Raw genomic sequence first — 18215 nt, forward strand, 5'->3', positions numbered from 1 at the left:
GAATGGAAAATGAGAGCAAATGCAATTCAGGAAAGCGGTGTTGTAGCCGTTATAAGAGGGGCTAATCCGAATACGATTGTTCCGATTGCTCAGGCCCTGAAGGATGGCGGGGTAACCGCCCTTGAAATTACGATGGAAAACCCGAAGGCGATCCAGGTGATTGAACGGTTAAACGAGGAGTTCAATGAAGAGGTTTTAGTAGGAGCGGGGACGGTACTGGATCCGGAGACGGCAAGAACAGCGATCTCAGCCGGAGCGAAATTTATTTTTTCACCGACTGTCAGCTTGGGCACAATCCGTATGGCAAAGCGATACGGGGTCATCAGTGTACCTGGTGCAATGACTCCTACTGAAATTCTCACTGCCTATGAAGCGGGAGCAGATTTAGTGAAGGTATTTCCAGCAAATGTTTTGGGGCCAGAATTTTTAAAGGCAGTAGCAGGACCGCTTCCCCATATACCGCTCATGCCGACAGGCGGAATCGGCCTCGATAATATGGAAGCCTTCCTGAAGGCTGGGGCAGCAGCAATTGGTGTGGGGAGCACGCTGGTTAGCGGCGGAATGGCGGCTGATGGGGACAGTCTGATCAAGCTTACGGAGAGGGCGCGCCAATTCAGTGAATGTGTCCGCGGTTTCCAGGTGAAATGAAACGCCCCTTCCATCAGGTGGTGACTTATTGAAAAGTTTTACGTGATAATCAGCTTGTCCTCTTCTTAGATGGATATCGACTCCCTGGAACAGTACAATAGAGGAAGAATCTATAGACAAGAGGACGGATTAGATGAAACGCGTAACGATGGCAGATGTAGCCACAGCAGCTGGAATCAGTAAAAGCACAGTCTCTCAATTTTTAAACGGACGATTTGAATATATGGGTCAGGAAACGAAGGATCGGATCAAAAAAGCGATAGATGAGCTCGGGTATCATCCAAATTATATAGCAAGAAGCCTGAAGCAAAAAAGAACGTCGCTTATCGGCATTATCGCCGCCAATATCGTTCATACCGTTTCCACGGAGATGAGCCGGGCGATCGAGGATTATTTTCAGGAAAAAGACATCCAGGTGATTTTCTGCAATTCTTATGAAGATGAGAATAAGGAAAAAAAGTATATCGAAAGCATGAGAGCGAGACAGGTTGACGGACTCGTGATTTTTCCTACTGGGAAAAACCCTGAGCTCTATAAAAAGCTTGAGTCAGAGAAGTACCCTGTGGTATTCGTTGACCGCAAACTGGATGGGATCGATGTGAATACGGTGGTTGTCGACAACCGGGATGCAATGGATCAGGCTGTCGGTCACCTTTTGAAGGAAGGCCATGAAAAGCTTGCGATTTTAACGCCGCCTCCAACGATCTTTCCAAGAAGAGAGCGGGTGGCCGGATTTATAGAAGCACTTGAAAAACGAGGGGAACCGGTCAATGAGCATTTCATGAGATCTGTTGAAATTTCGGAGATGGTATCGGTCCTTGAAGAGATGTTTGCTAACGGGAAAGGGCCGACCGCACTTATTGCCGGGAATGATCTGACGTATTTTGAAGTGATGAAGTTCGCCCGTAAAAATGAAATCCGTATCGGCAGAAATCTCGCTCTCGTTGTCTTCGATAATATTGAAATGGCGGCCATATCTGAGCCTGCTCTCACGGTAATTGACCAGCCCGCCTACGAGATGGGTATGAAGGCTGCGGACTTATTATTCGAACAAATCAGCGGCAAATCTGATAAAACGGGATTATTCGTATTCCAGACGGAGTTGAAGATTAGAGAATCATCAACCACGATCGGAGGATGAAACATGGAGCTGCAGCTTGCGCTCGACCGGCTTAGTCTGGAGGATGCAATTGATTTTGCAAGAAGAACAGACTTCTTTACGGATTATGTGGAAGTGGGAACGTCCCTCATAAAGGAATTCGGAATGCGGAGTGTATTTGAGGTGAAAAAAGCCTTTCCGGATAAGCTGGTTATGGCAGATATGAAGGTCATGGATAACGCTGTTTATGAATCAAAGCTCGCATATGACGCAGGTGCTGACATCCTTACTGTTATGGGGGCAGCGCCGGGAGAAACAATTGAAATTTGCATCAATGAAGCGGCAAAACGAGGCAGGACGGTTATGATCGATTTACTGAACACGGATTTGGAGAAATTAAAAAAAATTGTAAACTATCCTGCCGTCTTTTGTGTCCATACAAGCAAGGATTTGCAGGAAAGCGGAAAGGGAAGCCATGTATTTGAGGTGCTGCCTTTCTTGAAGGAGATGGGAGTGCGAACTGCGGCAGCAGGGGGATTGGGGTCGAAAGTATTCCCTCCCTGCAAAAATCCGGAGTCCAAATCATTATTGCCGGCTCTAGTATCACGAAGGCGGCCGATCCTGCAATGGCTGCCGCCGATCTAAAAGCAGCCTGTATGAAAGGAATGAGCAGCATTGAATTTTAATGGAATCATCGAGGAAGTCTCCTCCGTCCTCCAACAAACAGACAGGCAATCTGCAGAAAAAGCATTGGAAAGGATCTACAGGGCAAAACGGATTTTTGTAGCCGGGGAAGGGCGCTCCGGTCTCATGGCCAAATCATTTGCTATGAGGCTCATGCACCTTGGTCTAATCGTTTATGTCATCGGCGAAACGACCACTCCTTCTGTACAAAAGGAAGATTTGCTTATTCTTGTATCCGGCTCCGGAAAAACGAAAAGCGTGGAATGGCTTTCTGTAAAAGCAAAAGAGCAGGGGACAGAGCTGCTCGTTTTTACAGCGAATGCAGATACATTGCTTGCACAGAACGCCGGAGAAGAGTCGGTTGTGATCGTGCCGGCGGCTACGAAATACAGGAAGCCGGGAGAAAAGATGAGCATCCAGCCGCTCGGATCCCTTTTCGATCAGAGTATCCATTTGCTGTTTGACTGGATTTGCCTGAGCCTGTCTGAACGGAAGAGCCTCGATCATGATCAGGTTTTGGGGATGCATAGCAACATGGAATAGTGAGAAATCCAATTGAAAGAGCCTGGGAGAATTCCCAGGCTCTTTGGCGTTTCAATCTTCATTTTTCGCAGTACTCCTGCAGTTGCTCGATCCTTATCTTCATTATTTTTTGGACGATCCGTGCTGCATTTCTTTTGTCTGTTCAGTCGATTTTCCCTCAATAAGGGGTACATAAATGCGCTCATCCTCAACGGGTTCATTGGAGATGAGTTTCAGCAGTATGTAACTAGTTATAAAGAATCGTTTACCGAAACGTTTCACTGAAAACTCAATCCTGTAATTTTTATTCAGGTTAAAAATTCAGAAAATTGGGTATGTAATACCAATGGCTTACAAACCTGATCCATGACAGAAGGGAGAGAAGGTATTCGGATGAAGAAGGTATCGATATGGATGATGAGCGTTATGCTTATGACTGCCGTGCTTACAGGCTGTGCCGATAAGGAAAAAGGCGAAGACGGCTTGGAGCTTGTGCATAAGGGAGAGTTTATCTTTGCCGCTTCCGGAGAATTCAAGCCATTTAGTTATGTCAGAAACGATATGACAATGACAGGCTTTGATGTGGAAGTTGGAAAGGCAATTGCAAAAGAGCTGGGGCTAAAGCCGGTTGAGAAACGGATTAAATTTAAAGGAATTGTAGAAGGGGTTAAAACAGGAAGAGCCGATGTGGCGGTTGCGAGCCACACGATCAATGATCAGCGGGCAAAGTATGTTCGTTTTTCCACTCCCTACTATTATTCTGGACCTCAAATTTTCACAAGAGAGGACAGCGATATTAAAACAACTGCTGATCTGAAAGGAAAAGAGGTTGCCGCAGCAAAAGGATCTACATACGCTGATACAGCGAAGCAGTACACGGGGAACGTGAAAATATATGATAGTGACATAACAGCCCTGAAGGCACTTAGTGAAGGACGTCATGACGCCGTTATTACTGATTTTGTAACCGGCAGAAGCGCTGCAAATGAAGGCTTTAAAATTAAGGGCCAGCAGCTGATTGAACGGAGTGCCCAGGCAGTGGTCATCCCCGAGGACAATCCGCTGATGGAGAAAAAAGTGAACGAAGCGCTTGAAAACCTGCGCAAGGATGGAACATTAGCGAAAATCAGCATTGAATATTTCGGGGAAGACATTACAAAAGAAGAAGCAACGGAAAAACCAAAAAAATAATAAAGAGAGGGAGTCGGATCATTGCCTAGTTTGCCGCACTTTTTTCAAGTATTCGGAGAAAGCTATGATGTTTTTTTAAAGGCCATGCTGCTCACTCTGCAGCTCACGGTTGTATCCATTATCATCGGGATTTTTATCGGTTTGTTTTTTGCACTATTAAAAATTTCCAATATAAAGCCGCTGGGGTACATATCGGATGCGTATATTTATCTGGTTCGCGGAACACCGCTCATCGTTCAAATTTTTATTCTGTATTTTGGGATTAGCGGTATCTTTTTAATTCCGGATTTCTGGGCCGCATCGCTAGCGCTTGCCTTTCATAATGGTGCTTACATCGCCGAAATTTTCAGGGGTACCATTCAATCAATCGACAAAGGGCAAATGGAAGCGGGACGGTCTCTTGGAATGACCCGGTCGCTTGCCATGCGCAGAATTGTACTGCCGCAGGCATTCCGCCGCGCACTGCCGCCGCTCGGGAACCAATTTATTATCGGATTAAAAGATTCGTCCCTGGCCGCCTTCATTTCAATGAATGAATTATTTAACGTAGCGACAACGCTCGGGTCGAACAACTTTGATGAAATGACATATTTATTGATTGTCGCAGTTTATTACTTAATTGTCGTGGCAATTTTGACGATAGCTGTCAACCTGATCGAGAAAAAACTGGCCGTCAGTGACCGGTAGAAGGAGGCAACCATGGAAAGAGAAATGATAAAAGTGGAGAAATTGAATAAATCGTTCGGAGATCTTCATGTTTTAAAAGATATAGATATGACAGTGTATGAGAGTGAAGTGGTCTGCCTGATCGGCGCCAGCGGTTCGGGGAAAAGCACCTTGCTGCGCTGCCTGAATTTTTTAGAGAAGCGCGATAATGGAAAGATAGTCATTGAAGGTGAGGAAGTAACAAAGGAATCACATGATATCAATGAGGTCCGCCAAAAAGTCGGAATGGTATTTCAGCATTTTCACCTTTTTCCTCACAAGACAGTGCTTGGAAACGTAATAGAAGCACCGCTTATGGTGAAAAAAATGAAAAAAGAGCAGGCCGTTCAGCTAGGCAAAGACCTTTTGAAAAAAGTAGGGCTTGAGGACAAGGCGGACGTTTATCCAAGCAAGCTTTCCGGTGGACAAAAGCAGCGTGTAGCTATTGCAAGGGCGCTCGCCATGGAGCCGGACATTATGCTGTTTGATGAACCGACCTCTGCATTGGATCCTGAGCTTGTAGGCGAAGTGCTCGAAACGATGAAACAGCTCGCTGAGGAAGGAAAAACGATGATTGTCGTTACTCATGAGATGGGATTTGCACGCGAGGTGGCCGATTCTATCGTCTATATGCACGAAGGACGGATTGTGGAGAAAGGAACGCCGGATGAGTTCTTTGACAACCCGAAAGAAGAGCGTTCGAAGGAATTTTTGATGTCGACGACGTTTAAATAATGATTGGAAGAAGCTTGAGGTGAGAGCCTCAAGCTTCTTTTTTATAAGATCTGCAGTCCATTCTCTCCATAAAAAATGGGCGGACAATCAACTTGGATTGTCCGCCCATTTTAGGTTCATTATACTTCCAGTGTATGCGGCGGCTCGCCTTTTTTATTCATCAGTCTGATATGATCCGGAGTAATTTTCAAAATAATGTAGTTATCATCATGAGGGCCGTCAAACCACATCTTCATATTGTCATCCCATAAACGCTGTTTAAGCTCCTCTGATTTCTCAATTGAAGCCTTGCCTTCAATTTCTACGTACGTATCACCAAAACCTTCTCCATCATAACCAAGAAGGATATGAACATTCGGGTTCTCGTCAACTTCTTCCACTTTATGAGTTTCGATATCAGTAGGAGTATAAAGCGTTAGATTCTCATTGAAAAATGTCATATAGCGGGAATGCGGCTTACCGTTCTTAACCGTAGCAAGAGTCCCGATTTTATTTTGGTCGATTAATTTTACGATTTGTTCTCTTAGTTCTTGCTGATCCATGATTATTTCATCCTTTCCATTGAGTAGCTTACTTTAGATTTACCCTTAATAGTTTGAGTTTAAAACCATGGAATGTTCTGCAATTCTATCTGGTTGACAGAAGGGGAGGAGTGAGATAAAATAAACCTCGAAGTCGAGATACTTTAATAAAAAATATATAGTCCCATAATATTTGAAGGAGAGATAAATAATGGCAAACATTCTATATGTAAAAGCAAATCCAAAAGGTGACGAAATGTCATTCTCAGCACGTGTAGCTAACACGTTCTTAGATGCTTATCAAACAGAAAACCCAGGAGATAAAGTGGAAACACTTGATCTTTACAATACAGATCTTCCAATGATCGACGCTGACGTTCTTGGCGGCTGGGGCAAACTTGCTGCAGGACAGGAGCTAACAGATGCCGAGAAAGCAAAAATCACCCGCCTTTCTCAGCTTGTAGATCAATTCCTTGAAGCAGACAAAGTGGTATTTTCTGCCCCAATGTGGAACTTTGGCTTCCCTCCATTGATGAAAGCTTACATCGATGCAATCGCAGTAGCAGGAAAAACTTTCAAATACACTGAAAATGGTCCAGTGGGACTTTCCGGCGACAAAAAAGTAGTTCTAATTGAAGCACGCGGCGGCGTTTACTCTGAAGGACCGGCGCAATCCATGGAACACACTGAAAGCTATTTCCGTGCAGTAATGAGCTTCCTTGGCATCAATGATGTTGCAGTGGTTCTTGCTGAAGGAATGGCTGCAGACCCAGCAGCAGCAGATGCAATCTTCGGAAAATCTGTAGAAAAAGCAAAAGAAGCAGCTCTAAGCTTCTAAATAATCTTTCAAAAACCGTCCGCTCTTACCAGCGGGCGGTTTTTTTGATTTGAGGATGGCGAATTTTAACAAGAGGCAAATAATTGCCGGGAGTTAAATATCTTGCAGGAGACAACTTTCAATTTAACCAACCTGGATGAACATGAGACGCATCTAACGGATTGCCAGCAGAAATTTAAATACCAGCAATTCAACAAAAAAAGCTGAAAAATCGCTAATTCTCCGTCTGAGCCCTTAAACAAATCTTTACTCATCCTGAATTTAGGGTATAAGCACATTGAGTAAGTGTATAGTCCCCATGGAACAGTCTAAAACTAATCTCACGCGAGGTGAAGGAATTGATTAAGAATCGAGGAATTTTGACAGCATTAGCAGGAATAGGGATTGCGCAAGGATTGAAAATATTTGGCCATAAGAGGCTGACTGGCAAGTGGGATTGGCGCCCAATGTTTACAACGGGCGGGATGCCGAGTTCTCACTCTGCAGGAGTATCATCTCTTGCTACATATGTAGCGGCTAAGAATGGGAGTTCTTCAATCGAAACCGCTCTGGCTGTTGTTTTTGGGATTATTGTGATGTATGATGCGCAAGGAATCAGAAGGCATACGGGAGAGATTGCTGCACTCGTGAATGATATTGATGCGGATATCGAGCTTCTTTCAGGGCATTTTCCAGGTCTGGGCCATGTAAAACAAAAAGAAGAATTGAAGGAGCTTTTGGGTCATCAGCCTGAAGAGGTGTTTTATGGAGCGTTGTTGGGAGTTATTATTGGTCTTGTTAGTGCAAGAACTGAATCCGAATAATGATGAGCCGGCCATGGCCGGCTTTTTCCATATAAAGGTTTCTCTATTTTAATAAATTAAATTTTCTAAAAACGGTTGATTTTTCGACATAGTTCGATTAAATTAAGACTATCTCAAAAATTATTTAAATATTTCTGAATATTTTAAAAAAGAATAGCGGGTGAGACAATGAATTTGTTTAGGAAAAAGTCTATTAATCAAATTATTAGTGATTCGGGGAGTAAAGGGATTTCTCTTAACAAAACGCTTGGTGCGTTTGATCTGACGATGCTCGGAATTGGAGCGATTATCGGAACGGGGATTTTCGTACTTACAGGCGTTGCCGCTGCAGAACATGCTGGTCCTGCACTGGTCCTATCCTTTATTTTAGCGGGTATTGCCTGTGCCTTTGCGGCATTATGCTATGCGGAATTTGCGTCTAGTGTCCCGGTCTCTGGCAGTGCTTATACATATAGCTACGCAACGTTCGGCGAGCTGATGGCATGGATTTTGGGTTGGGATTTGCTTTTGGAGTACGGACTTGCCTCTGCATCCGTTGCAAGCGGATGGTCAGGATATTTTCAAGGGCTGCTGGGGGGCTTCGGGATCCATTTGCCGACAGCATTGACCAGTGCCTATTCACCGGAAAATGGAACGTATTTTGATCTTCCGGCTGTCATTATTGCGTTTTTGATTACCTTTCTTCTAACGAAGGGGGTAAGAGAATCCGCGAGGCTTAATGCAATTATGGTTATTATTAAAATTGTGGTGGTTCTTTTATTTATCGCAGTGGCTGTCTGGTATGTAAAGCCTGATAATTGGACGCCATTTATGCCTTTCGGCTTTGGAGGTGTAGCAACTGGCGCTGCAACGGTATTCTTTGCTTATATCGGATTTGATGCTGTTTCCTCTGCTGCGGAAGAGGTTAAAAATCCTCAGAAAAACATGCCAATCGGGATTATCGCTTCTTTAGCCATCTGTACAGTTCTATACATTGCAGTATCGGCGATTTTAACAGGAGTCGTCCCTTATACAGAGCTTAATGTGAAAAATCCGGTTGCTTTTGCTTTGAACTATATCAACCAGGACTGGGTTGCGGGACTGATTTCAATCGGTGCCATTGCCGGGATGACAACAGTTTTACTTGTTATGATGTATGGCCTGTCCCGTCTGTTTTATGCAATCAGCCGTGATGGTCTTCTGCCGAGCGGTTTATCAAAAATCAACAAAAAGACGCAGACTCCTGTCAAAACGACATACCTGGGCTGTTTGCTCGTTTCCCTTTTTGCAGGTTTTATACCGCTTGATGAATTAGCAAATTTAACAAGTATCGGTACTCTGTTTGCCTTTATGTCGGTTTCGATTGGGATCTTGGTTTTAAGAAAATCAGGAGAAGGGATGAAGGCAGGGTTTAAAACTCCATTCGTTCCAGTTGTGCCGATTTTAGCCTTCCTCTCCTGTGCGTATTTAATGCTCCAGCTTCAAATGCAAACTTGGATTGCCTTCCTGATTTGGCTGGCTGCCGGTTTAATTGTTTACTTCGTTTATGGAAGAAAACACAGTTTGTTAAACAAATCATAATTGGATAAAAAAGGCGTGCCGGATGCACGTCTTTTTTTTATTCGTTTGCGCAACCCTAAAAAGAAAAAGGGATGTGTCATGTACGATGAAAAAATGGATTTCCTGTTTTCTTATAGCAGGTATACTTGCAGGGATAGCTGAGCCTAGGCTTGTTTATTCAGCACACCAGCAGGAGCCCGCATATGCAAAGTGGTCTAAAATTGCTATACAAGAGGTTAAGCGTAAGTATCCGGATGCCAAGCTGCTGGATTATAAGCATATTGGCCGCGAAAAATTGGATGATGAATTGGCAGCAGAAAAATTTAAGCTCTGGATACGCCAGGGCAGCAGGGAATTCGGATTATTTGTAACAGTTGAATTTAATGAAAAGACCCAGAAAGTAAAATCCATTCATTTTAAAGAATCCGAACGTTGAAGCGGAAGCAGACCATCTGTAGTGGTCTGCTTTTTTGTAAAGGTTTCTAAATCTCAGAAAGCGGTATTAATTATTATTAGAAAATGCTTGAGACGGGGGAAACCAATGTACAGGAAGGACTTTTACGTTTTCGATGAGAATGGGCCAAAGCCTGCAGTTATTCGGAATTATAAGGAAACAGATTTTGAAGGACTGATTGCCATTCAGCAGAAGATACGGAGGGCTAATGGAATGGAAAAGTCCTTTTTTGAATCAATAGTAATAATTGTAAATATTCGAGTGCTATAATAATTGTCTGAAAACGATACAGTGCCCTTTTATATTAGAAATGAAAGGGTTTTCTATTTTTTGAATAGGAATATTATTTTCTTGAAAAAGTAAAATTCGCATCTTATTTTGTTTGACATTTATCCTGTCAGCCCTTAAGGTAGTAAAAGATTGTTTTTGAAAAGCCAATAAATTAATTCGAACTTCTTATCATGAGAGGCGGAGGGACTGGCCCTGCGATGCCTCGGCAGCGGACTTTTTTTGAAGAGTGCTGTGCCAAATCCAGCAAGCTCCAGAGCTTGGAAGATAAGAAGAGTGTCCTGAAAATTGTGTATTAAGGCCTCTTCTTAAAAGGATAAGAAGGGGTCTTTTTTATAAGGCGGATCTTCCGGCAGCAGGTGATGATAACCAGCAATGCTGGAAAAACAGAATAGCAGCGAGGTGGAGAAAATGGATTTAAATAACGGAACGAAAAGAAATCCGCTGGCTTTATTGCCATTGCTGATTTTTATATCGCTATTTATTTTAGCAGGTGTGATCACTGGGGACTTCTATAAGCTTCCGATGGTTGTAGCGATTCTTGTGGCAGTTGCAGTTGCCCTTTTTATGAATAGAAAAGAAAATTTGACATCAAAAGTTGAACGCTTTGCGAAGGGTGCAGGACATCCTGATATTATGATTATGGTATTTATCTACATCCTGGCCGGCGCTTTCTCGGAAGCGGCAAAAGGAATGGGTGCGGTAGAGTCGACAGTTAACCTGGCTTTAACGTATTTTCCTCAAAGCTTTTTAGTAGTAGGACTTTTCATCATTGCAGCATTTGTCTCAATCTCAATGGGTACATCAATGGGAACTATTGCAGCTCTTGGACCGATTGCAGCAGGAATCAGCGGTGAGACAGAAATTCCGGTTGCTCTGGCTGTTGCTTCTGTTATTGGGGGAGCGATGTTCGGAGACAATTTATCGTTTATTTCCGATACAACGATTGCAGCCGTACGCTCACAGAAAACCGAAATGCTGGACAAGTTTAAAACGAACTTTTTCATCGTCCTGCCGGCAGCAATTGTTACAGTTATCGTCCTGGTTGCCATTTCACTTGGGATGGATTCAGCAGTCGAACCAAAGGAGTTCAGTTTTGTAAAATTGCTCCCTTACATTGGGGTGCTCATCGCAGCACTCGCCGGGTTGAATGTTGTCGCCGTACTGGGCGGGGGAATTGTCTTAACAGGTGTTATCGGTCTGGCAGACGGAAGCTTCAATATCCTGACCTTCTCTCAAACCATGATGAAAGGCATCTCTGGAATGTCAGAGCTTATCATCCTGTCCGTCCTTATTGGAGGTATGGTAGAACTCATCAAGCATAATGGAGGAATTGCCTTCCTGCTGAACGCTATGACGAAAAACATCCGTACAAAAAAAGGCGCAGAGTTTGGAATTGCCGGACTTGTCAGTGCAACAAACCTATCAACTGCGAATAACACGATCTCAATTATCACAGCAGGACCGCTTGCGAAAAATATTGCCGATCAGTACGGCATAGATAAAAGAAAATCAGCAAGCATCTTGGATATTTTCTCTTGCAGTGTGCAGGGGCTGATTCCATACGGTGCCCAAATGCTGGCAGGGGCTCAGCTCGTAAAAGCTTCTCCGCTCAGCATTCTTCCGTACACATTCTATCCGATGCTGACTCTTCTATGCGGTATATTAGCCATAGCATTCGGCTTGCCAAGACTGAAACCGAAAGCTGGACACCGCCAAGCTGAAGCGGGAGAGATGAAAGAGAACTATACCAATTGATATTAAGAGCGGTACCCTTTTTCCAGGGTATCGCTTTTTTTAGTTGATAGAAGGCTGTGAGCAGCTTAGATATAACAAAATGGAGTTTGGAAACAATCCATAAATAGTACAGTTGAGGAATAGGTAAATAAGGGGCAGGAACGGCTAAATAACGTGCGCCGGCGGACAGAAAATGAAACAGCTAAATTTGGTTCCCGAACGGCTAAATAAGCGGGAGGAACGGCTAAATTGAAGAGCCGAACGGCCAAATAACGTGTGCCATCAAACAGAAAAAAATGTACCGGCTAAATAAGTGCTGGGAAGTTCGGAACAGCCAAATAGCGTGCGCCATTTGAAAAAAGTTTTCGGTGAGCACTTCAAAAATCAGCTGTTTGCCCTTTTAACTCCAAATTCCGACAAATTTCGCAAAGGATTGATTAGGTTTCATTAGAAACCTTGATAAACCGCTATTCTGCCTTTTACAACAATTAATGACAAAAACACCATTTTGCAAACATTTATGTTTAGTGATGACTATTTGCTTATGCAGGATGGCAGGGAGATAGCGCTTACAAGTGGAATGTCTCTATCTTAAGACCTTGCATCCAAAACGAGACCAAAGAAGCCTTTTAATAGAACGCCACCATTTCGGCCGCTTTTCAGATTAAAATGATGAAGGAGTCTTTTTAATAAAGGAGTGATCGTTATGGCAAAAGAGGCCAGTCAGAAGAGCGGTAAATCTTATTTGTTTGAAATTCATTTCCTGCGTGCCTTTGCTTGTTTAGCTGTTGTGGCGGTACACGTTTCCGCAACGAATTCTGGTATGAATAACGATACGTATGACTGGTTTTCGTATTTTCTGAACCAGATCGGCCGTTTCGGGACACCAATTTTTGCGGTCATCAGCGGTTTTCTTTTGTTTTTTCAGGTTCGGAATAAAGGATTTCAATTTGGGAAGTTTATGAAATCACGTTTTTCGAAGGTTATTATTCCTTTTATTTTATGGAGTGTTGCATATCGTTATATGATGTACGTTTATAACGGCCAGGGAATTGGCGATCCGATAGAGGAAATCGGGGGGTTTATTCAAGGAAATGCGTTTTATCATTTGTATTTTATTTCAATCGTAGTGCAATTTTATCTTGTTTTTCCACTTCTTCAAAAGCTGTTTAGAACGCAAACGACGATTCTTATTTTCTTGTTTATTTCCTTCTTAATTAGTTACAACCTATACGGAATTAAACCTCCGTTTGAGGGTCCGATTGGAGAATTCATTGCAAGCAAGTCGTTTATGCCGATCTGGATTTTCTACTTTGCCTTCGGTGCATTCCTTGCCTATTACTGGGAAGGGATCCGCAATTTTGCGCAGAAGCGCCCGGTTCAAATGCTTATTCTCGCTCTTGCCGTTTCAGCTGGGGCGGTGATTGAATACAACATGAAGGGGTATGTATCAAACCGCAGGCTTTCTAACCTTGCGAATATACCGCTTCTAAGCATCGCGGCTATTGGAATTTATCCGCTGCTCGCTAAATTTTCAGTTATAAAGCATCCTCTTGTGCTAATTGGCAAGTACTCGATGGGAATCTACCTGATTCACCCTATGGTACTGTATTTGATGGCTAGGCATCTTCCGGAACCCTATTGGAATGTTCAGTATGTCGGCATTATGTACATTGCTGTTATGATCATCTGTGTTGCCGCCATCAGACTGATTACATTCGTTCCGCTTACAACGTTCCTATTGCCTGTGCCGAAAATCAAGAAAACAAGCCAGGAACCGCCGGCAAATGCTGCAGATGCCAGTGCAAGACAGCCTGCGTAATAATGAAAAAAGAGCTCAGTGTTAAGTGCTGGGCTCTTTTCTTTTGTATAGATGTTCAATCATCATCTGGTATCCGTAGAGAAGAACCGCCCACATCATTGATACTCCGAACATATAAGGCGGCTGGAACCTCAGCAGTTTGAAAAGCTTCTTTTTTTGAAAGAAAAAAGCGATTGGGTAAGCGAGAGAAAAATCCAGGATGCTATTGGCCAGCAGATATTTAAGGAAGTTTCCATAGGTCAGATGGAAAATCCATAGCGTCCCGCTTAAGAAGGGACCAAATATAAAGCTTAAGTTTACTCTCGCCTCTTTTTTCCTGCCTCCAGGAACCTTCCAAAATTTCCATGCATCTGCGAACATGCTCTCCACACACAAAATCATGGTGATAAAGATTCCGGACGGCAAAAACCGAAGCAGCCTCTTTTTATTAATGAACACCAGTGTGGAAAGTGAAAGAATGGCCATCAGCCTCTCAGGATGCTTTTTCACTGATTTTTCACTCCTTTAGTTCCAGCAGTCTGTTTCTTTTTACCAGACTTAATATTGGTTATATAAAGATAGATGCCAATCAAAACAGCAAATATAAGCAGGGAAAAAAGGTCATTCATGGAAGAGGTCTTAAGCTCATAACTAAACGTTTTCATCACCATGCTCCATGAATAGCCCTGATAAAAATCGATAAGCGCTATGGAAACAAGAAGAAGAAAAACGATCAGCAAAGCATAGATAACGGTTTTGATTTCCTTCATGATTTTGTTAAGCTTTTTAAGAAACTTCATTGGCAGCACCCTTCTTCTGATTTCTTTTTTTCTTAAGCCAAAGTATGCCCAAAATTAGTGCTGGAAAGACCATTTGAAAGGGGACATGAAGGAAGTAAGGCACGAACATCAGTCCTTCCTGAAAGTGCTCATATTGAGTGTTGGCAATAAACAGGGATGAGGCGATCATGGCTACTCCATAAATCAGCACGGGAGGAATCGGATTTTTTGTTCCTGTAATTTCCATTGTGCCTCTAAGTGCTGCATAGAAAAACATAAACACTTTTGTAAATCCCACGATTATCATAAGAACGACCACAATTGAATCAAGACGCTGAATAAAATCCGATATATTGATCAGCGAGACGGTTGCAAGAATCGGAAATACGAAGCTTTTTGTCATTTCTGCCCCAAGAATGGAAACATGGAGCAGAGCGGTAGTGCTTAGAATCAAGGTGGCAAAAAAGATAGAAGAAAGGGTCACTTTGATGAGCTTGGCACTATCCTGAACAAGCGGAAAGAACATCGTAAAAACGACCATTTCTCCGAATGGAAAAGTCATGACCGCAGGGAAAATTGTTTTCAAAATGGGCATTGGACCATTTTCTGCAATCGGCAAAAGTTCATGAATATCCACAATTCCTGATATAATTTCAAATGCTACTATGATGAAAAAGGGGATCGTGATGCTATAAAATAATGGTTTTGAGACACCGGCAAATACATGAAACCTTTTAATCGCTATATACATAACAGCAAGCATCATAAAACTGCTGATCACGATTAAGAAGGTTTCATCATAAGCAGTGATGATCAGCAATTCACCGAAGTCTCTGAGAACGCGTGCACAGATGTACAAAAAGTACAGAATGTAAAGAGAGGAGGCGATGGTTCCGGCTTTCTTTCCCAGGAGCATGATGAGAATTCCAACCATCGTTTTTTTACCTGAAAGCTTTGTCAGCCCAATATACATTAAAAACAGCGGGATGCTTGCTGCATAGCTAAGCAATACCGCGAGCCATGCGTCTTTCATCGCCTGCTTTGCAGGATCCAAAAGGATTGCACTGCCGATTTCAAATATGAAAATTAAATAAAACATCTCCTTGGCAGTCACTTTGCTCATTCTGATCCCTCTTTACATATGACTTTCAACCACGCCGCCTCTCAGCAGTTCAGTAGAAACATCCACGGTAATTTCTGCTTCTTGAAAGAGCTGATCCCAGTGATTTTCTACTTCTTTCCATTTCTTTTTATCCTTGGATGCCAGTGATTGCCCAAATCCAAAAATATCTGAATGATGATCCTGTGCGATTTGTACGGTTCGCTCTATTTCCATTTTGAGCTTGCTTGTCATTCTTCTTTCCAAATCCCGTATCATCTCCTCTGTAAGCTTCTTTTTTTTCATGCAGCCAAGAGAGTACAATTCACTTCTTGTATGAACCTTTATGCGGATTTCAGCTTTCCTATCTTTAACTGAGACACGATTATAGGATTTTGAAAAAGGCAATTCATATGAAATGTGTTCATGTTCACAAGGAGCATTAACAAATGTCCGCCGGATTTGATTTTGGAGGATCAGCATCGCCTTCGTTTCCTCTGACCCTATCCAGTAAAGCAGCTTAGAATCTTTTCCGAATACGGCGGTATACCCGACAGCGGTTGAATAAGGCTCGCTTTGTTCGATGTTTTCCTGTTTAGTAAATACCTTTGGATCGCCATAATTAAAAATTCCAGGCATAACCGCATACGTTCCCTTACGGTCATTGGCTTTTGCCCAATCAACGATGTTGACTTTAGTGACAGTTCCGTAATTCTCCATGTTGTTCTCGAGCTTTCCAATTGCCGATAAAGCTGGTACCTTCGTTAAAGGAGGAAGGGCTGATAGCACCTCTAGTGCTGTCTGATCCTTGGCCGTCAGAAGCAGAAGGCTGCTTCTGATTTCAGAACCGCGTTCTAAATGTTCGATAATCTCGTTAATTCCTCTTTTTGCCAGACTCTCACCAATGACAACCACCGATAGATGGCTGTAGAAAGTCCTCCTTGAAATTTTAGAGACGGCAGACTGAAAAGCTTCGTTAATGGAAGGGCCATCACCAACCATGTTAATGACCGGTATCGCTTTGCCGCCAGGTGACATTCCAGCTCCAGTTGATATTTCACTCGGATCTACAAGCTGAAGAGTGACCTGATATCCATCATTTGCTTCATCCATGCCAATTCCTATTACAATGGACATATCATTCAGCTCCTGCTGGGTGCCGCATGATGAAAGGAGGGGGAGAATGCAGAGAATCAAAATCCATTTTCTCACGGCTTGCCTCCTCCTTTTTCAGCCTGGGTCCCTTTCGACATGTAGGGAGTTCCAAGAGTCGTAAGGTGATAAAGGTGTCCCATGAACATAATGGTGGCCAGCAACAATCCATAATATCCGAGGAAGTAAGTAACGAACATTAAAATAAAGCGGACCATCCTGGCTGTGATGGCTAAACTGTAGTTCGGCAGGGTAAAGCTTGAGATGGCCGTGATAGATACGACAATTACTACGGCTGTTGAAACAAGTCCTGCCTGCACGGTTGTTTGTCCGATAACAAGTGCTCCCACAATGGAAACGGCTTGACCGATTGCCCGGGGAAGCCTTACCCCAGCTTCCCTTAAAATCTCAAAGGTTATCTCCATGATGAGTACTTCAATGAGTGCAGGAAAGGGAACACCCTCCCGCTGAGAATAAAGACTGATAAGCAAAGATGTAGGGATTAGAGCCTGATGATGGGTAATCATCCCGATATAAATAGATGGCGCAAAAACGGACAGGAAAAAAGCGGCATAGCGCAGAAATAAAATAAGCTTTCCCGCCATATTGGATTGATATTGATCCTCGGGAGAGTAAAAGTAATGCTTAAAGCTTGTTGGGCACAATAATACAAAAGGTGTGCCATCCACCAGCAGCGCTATTCTTCCGGCAATCAGGCTGCTTACGACCTCGTCGGGCCTTTCCGTATTGTTCATAGTGGGGAACAGCGTAATTTGGTGATCTTCCAAAAGCCTCTCGATGTAACCGGACTCCAAAACGATTTTCGCTTCATTGCTTGTTAATCGCTCTTTTACCAATCTCAGTGTCTCTGGACTTACTTTGCCTTCGATGTACATTAGATTCACTTTTGTACTCGAAACCTCTCCGACGACAAATTGCTCCAGCTTAAGATCCGGTGTCTTCAGCCTTCTGCGGATAAGAGCGGTATTTGTCCTGAGGGTCTCATTAAAGCTTTCTTTCGGCCCCCTGATGACCATTTGAGAGGATGGCTCCTCCACCCCTCTGCGTGCTCCCCCGGTAGTTTCAAGGTCAATAAAGCCTGAATACCCTTCAATCACCAAAACCGTGTGCCCTTCCAAAATCGCATGAACGGCTTCCTGGCAAGTAGATCCCGCTGATAAATCACTCGCCAGCACCCGCTGAGTCAGTTTTTTGAGAAAATCCTTTTTTAAAGGTAGCTCATTTGAATAGAGTAAAGGATGGAGCACTTTTTCAGTGACCTTGGTATCATCAGAAATCCCCTTCAGCCGGATCAGACAGCCCTCGACAGCAGGCTGGGAGGGGAGCAAAAGTGAATGAAAGGATAAATCCTGCATCGTATGGAGAGCGTTTTTGATCGTTTGTTTATTTTGCATCAAGCTTCCCGCCAAGCGTTCCTGCGGATTCATTCCAGATCCTCCTTGTCATTCCTTTTTCTTCTAACTATTGTTTGTTGAATCATTAAATTTATGTAACAAAGGGGGATAAAAACCTTTTTCTGAAGGAGGTTATGTTACCATTGGCATAGACGAACATGCGAAAATAGGAAAATTAGCAAGTTGTTTATAATTTTCACAATCT

21 protein-coding genes and 1 riboswitch are annotated in these 18215 nt (G+C 43.2%); of the genes, 14 read left to right on the forward strand and 7 right to left on the reverse strand.

Annotation, left to right across the window (positions count from 1 at the left end; genetic code table 11):
* Window positions 1-9 precede the first annotated feature (9 nt).
* From J9317_RS04490 to hxlB, 4 genes are all read left to right on the forward strand, one after another.
* Window positions 10-648, forward strand: a complete 639-nt coding sequence (locus J9317_RS04490) for a bifunctional 4-hydroxy-2-oxoglutarate aldolase/2-dehydro-3-deoxy-phosphogluconate aldolase (protein WP_211556663.1) — start codon at window positions 10-12, stop codon at window positions 646-648.
* Between the two features lie 133 nt (window positions 649-781).
* Window positions 782-1789, forward strand: coding sequence for a LacI family DNA-binding transcriptional regulator (locus J9317_RS04495; protein ID WP_211556664.1), 1008 nt, complete (start codon window positions 782-784; stop codon window positions 1787-1789).
* Between the two features lie 3 nt (window positions 1790-1792).
* Window positions 1793-2392: an orotidine 5'-phosphate decarboxylase / HUMPS family protein gene (locus J9317_RS04500; protein ID WP_211556665.1), complete on the forward strand. Its 600-nt coding sequence runs from the start codon at window positions 1793-1795 to the stop codon at window positions 2390-2392.
* Window positions 2393-2422: 30 nt separating this feature from the next.
* The gene (gene hxlB / locus J9317_RS04505) at window positions 2423-2974 is read left to right on the forward strand and encodes a 6-phospho-3-hexuloisomerase (protein WP_211556666.1); all 552 of its coding nucleotides are present in this window, start codon (window positions 2423-2425) and stop codon (window positions 2972-2974) included.
* Between the two features lie 102 nt (window positions 2975-3076).
* Here the strand turns inward: hxlB and J9317_RS04510 are convergent, their stop codons facing one another.
* Window positions 3077-3235, reverse strand: coding sequence for a hypothetical protein (locus J9317_RS04510; protein ID WP_211556667.1), 159 nt, complete (start codon window positions 3233-3235; stop codon window positions 3077-3079).
* Window positions 3236-3346: 111 nt separating this feature from the next.
* Here J9317_RS04510 and J9317_RS04515 point away from each other — a divergent pair, with 111 nt between their 5' ends.
* From J9317_RS04515 to J9317_RS04525, 3 genes are read left to right on the forward strand one after another with little or no spacing between them, the layout of a single operon-like run.
* Window positions 3347-4144: a transporter substrate-binding domain-containing protein gene (locus tag J9317_RS04515; RefSeq protein ID WP_211556668.1), complete on the forward strand. Its 798-nt coding sequence runs from the start codon at window positions 3347-3349 to the stop codon at window positions 4142-4144.
* A 21-nt stretch (window positions 4145-4165) separates the two neighbouring features.
* A complete protein-coding gene (locus J9317_RS04520; protein ID WP_211556669.1) occupies window positions 4166-4831 on the forward strand; it encodes an amino acid ABC transporter permease in 666 nt (221 codons plus the stop codon).
* Between the two features lie 12 nt (window positions 4832-4843).
* Window positions 4844-5584: an amino acid ABC transporter ATP-binding protein gene (locus tag J9317_RS04525; RefSeq protein ID WP_284143253.1), complete on the forward strand. Its 741-nt coding sequence runs from the start codon at window positions 4844-4846 to the stop codon at window positions 5582-5584.
* A gap of 119 nt (window positions 5585-5703) precedes the next feature.
* On the opposite strand, the gene J9317_RS04530 is transcribed toward J9317_RS04525, so the two are convergent.
* Window positions 5704-6126 (reverse strand): pyridoxamine 5'-phosphate oxidase family protein, encoded by a 423-nt coding sequence (locus tag J9317_RS04530; protein ID WP_211556670.1) that lies wholly within the window; start codon window positions 6124-6126, stop codon window positions 5704-5706.
* 190 nt (window positions 6127-6316) lie between these two features.
* On the opposite strand from J9317_RS04530, the gene J9317_RS04535 reads away from it, so the two are divergent.
* From J9317_RS04535 to J9317_RS04565, 7 genes are all read left to right on the forward strand, one after another.
* Window positions 6317-6943 carry an FMN-dependent NADH-azoreductase gene (locus J9317_RS04535; RefSeq protein WP_211556671.1) on the forward strand — a complete coding sequence of 209 codons (627 nt, stop codon included), beginning with the start codon at window positions 6317-6319 and terminating at the stop codon, window positions 6941-6943.
* Window positions 6944-7281: 338 nt separating this feature from the next.
* Window positions 7282-7746 carry a divergent PAP2 family protein gene (locus J9317_RS04540; RefSeq protein WP_249291993.1) on the forward strand — a complete coding sequence of 155 codons (465 nt, stop codon included), beginning with the start codon at window positions 7282-7284 and terminating at the stop codon, window positions 7744-7746.
* A gap of 168 nt (window positions 7747-7914) precedes the next feature.
* Window positions 7915-9306, forward strand: coding sequence for a branched-chain amino acid transporter BcaP (bcaP, locus tag J9317_RS04545; RefSeq protein WP_211556673.1), 1392 nt, complete (start codon window positions 7915-7917; stop codon window positions 9304-9306).
* Between the two features lie 85 nt (window positions 9307-9391).
* Complete coding sequence (locus tag J9317_RS04550) at window positions 9392-9721, forward strand: YqzG/YhdC family protein (RefSeq protein WP_211556674.1); 330 nt, start codon at window positions 9392-9394, stop codon at window positions 9719-9721.
* Window positions 9722-9826: 105 nt separating this feature from the next.
* A complete protein-coding gene (locus J9317_RS21005; protein WP_431190669.1) occupies window positions 9827-10009 on the forward strand; it encodes a hypothetical protein in 183 nt (60 codons plus the stop codon).
* 183 nt (window positions 10010-10192) lie between these two features.
* Window positions 10193-10301: riboswitch (SAM riboswitch) on the forward strand.
* Window positions 10302-10438: 137 nt separating this feature from the next.
* Complete coding sequence (locus tag J9317_RS04560; protein WP_211562114.1) at window positions 10439-11785, forward strand: Na+/H+ antiporter NhaC family protein; 1347 nt, start codon at window positions 10439-10441, stop codon at window positions 11783-11785.
* A 685-nt stretch (window positions 11786-12470) separates the two neighbouring features.
* Window positions 12471-13586, forward strand: a complete 1116-nt coding sequence (locus J9317_RS04565; RefSeq protein ID WP_211556675.1) for an acyltransferase — start codon at window positions 12471-12473, stop codon at window positions 13584-13586.
* Between the two features lie 21 nt (window positions 13587-13607).
* Here J9317_RS04565 and J9317_RS04570 read toward each other — a convergent pair whose 3' ends face one another.
* Genes J9317_RS04570 through J9317_RS04590 form a run of 5 tightly spaced genes read right to left on the reverse strand, consistent with a single transcriptional unit; the run spans window position 13608 to window position 18043 of the window.
* Entirely contained in the window at window positions 13608-14075 is a 468-nt protein-coding gene (locus J9317_RS04570) for a hypothetical protein (protein WP_211556676.1), read from the reverse strand.
* On the reverse strand, window positions 14072-14365 hold the full coding sequence (locus J9317_RS04575) for a hypothetical protein (protein ID WP_211556677.1): 294 nt from the start codon (window positions 14363-14365) through the stop codon (window positions 14072-14074). The genes J9317_RS04570 and J9317_RS04575 overlap by 4 nt, the downstream gene beginning before the upstream one ends.
* Window positions 14352-15467 (reverse strand): GerAB/ArcD/ProY family transporter, encoded by a 1116-nt coding sequence (locus J9317_RS04580; protein WP_211556678.1) that lies wholly within the window; start codon window positions 15465-15467, stop codon window positions 14352-14354. The genes J9317_RS04575 and J9317_RS04580 overlap by 14 nt, the downstream gene beginning before the upstream one ends.
* Before the next feature lie 12 nt (window positions 15468-15479).
* Window positions 15480-16655: a Ger(x)C family spore germination protein gene (locus tag J9317_RS04585; RefSeq protein ID WP_211556679.1), complete on the reverse strand. Its 1176-nt coding sequence runs from the start codon at window positions 16653-16655 to the stop codon at window positions 15480-15482.
* Window positions 16652-18043: a spore germination protein gene (locus J9317_RS04590; RefSeq protein ID WP_211556680.1), complete on the reverse strand. Its 1392-nt coding sequence runs from the start codon at window positions 18041-18043 to the stop codon at window positions 16652-16654. The genes J9317_RS04585 and J9317_RS04590 overlap by 4 nt, the downstream gene beginning before the upstream one ends.
* Window positions 18044-18215 lie beyond the last annotated feature (172 nt).

The organism is Metabacillus flavus (assembly GCF_018283675.1).
GTDB lineage: Bacteria > Bacillota > Bacilli > Bacillales > Bacillaceae > Metabacillus_B > Metabacillus_B flavus.

Coding starts and splice junctions, on each gene's coding strand:
- J9317_RS04515 (WP_211556668.1), top strand. CDS start 3,347: ATGAAGAAGGTATCGATATGGATGATGAGCGTTATGCTTATGACTGCC.
- J9317_RS04590 (WP_211556680.1), bottom strand. CDS start 18,043: ATGAATCCGCAGGAACGCTTGGCGGGAAGCTTGATGCAAAATAAACAA.
- J9317_RS04580 (WP_211556678.1), bottom strand. CDS start 15,467: ATGAGCAAAGTGACTGCCAAGGAGATGTTTTATTTAATTTTCATATTT.
- J9317_RS21005 (WP_431190669.1), top strand. CDS start 9,827: ATGTACAGGAAGGACTTTTACGTTTTCGATGAGAATGGGCCAAAGCCT.
- J9317_RS04560 (WP_211562114.1), top strand. CDS start 10,439: ATGGATTTAAATAACGGAACGAAAAGAAATCCGCTGGCTTTATTGCCA.
- J9317_RS04535 (WP_211556671.1), top strand. CDS start 6,317: ATGGCAAACATTCTATATGTAAAAGCAAATCCAAAAGGTGACGAAATG.
- J9317_RS04575 (WP_211556677.1), bottom strand. CDS start 14,365: ATGAAGTTTCTTAAAAAGCTTAACAAAATCATGAAGGAAATCAAAACC.
- J9317_RS04490 (WP_211556663.1), top strand. CDS start 10: ATGAGAGCAAATGCAATTCAGGAAAGCGGTGTTGTAGCCGTTATAAGA.
- J9317_RS04530 (WP_211556670.1), bottom strand. CDS start 6,126: ATGGATCAGCAAGAACTAAGAGAACAAATCGTAAAATTAATCGACCAA.
- J9317_RS04550 (WP_211556674.1), top strand. CDS start 9,392: ATGAAAAAATGGATTTCCTGTTTTCTTATAGCAGGTATACTTGCAGGG.
- J9317_RS04565 (WP_211556675.1), top strand. CDS start 12,471: ATGGCAAAAGAGGCCAGTCAGAAGAGCGGTAAATCTTATTTGTTTGAA.
- J9317_RS04500 (WP_211556665.1), top strand. CDS start 1,793: ATGGAGCTGCAGCTTGCGCTCGACCGGCTTAGTCTGGAGGATGCAATT.
- J9317_RS04495 (WP_211556664.1), top strand. CDS start 782: ATGAAACGCGTAACGATGGCAGATGTAGCCACAGCAGCTGGAATCAGT.
- J9317_RS04525 (WP_284143253.1), top strand. CDS start 4,844: ATGGAAAGAGAAATGATAAAAGTGGAGAAATTGAATAAATCGTTCGGA.
- bcaP (WP_211556673.1), top strand. CDS start 7,915: ATGAATTTGTTTAGGAAAAAGTCTATTAATCAAATTATTAGTGATTCG.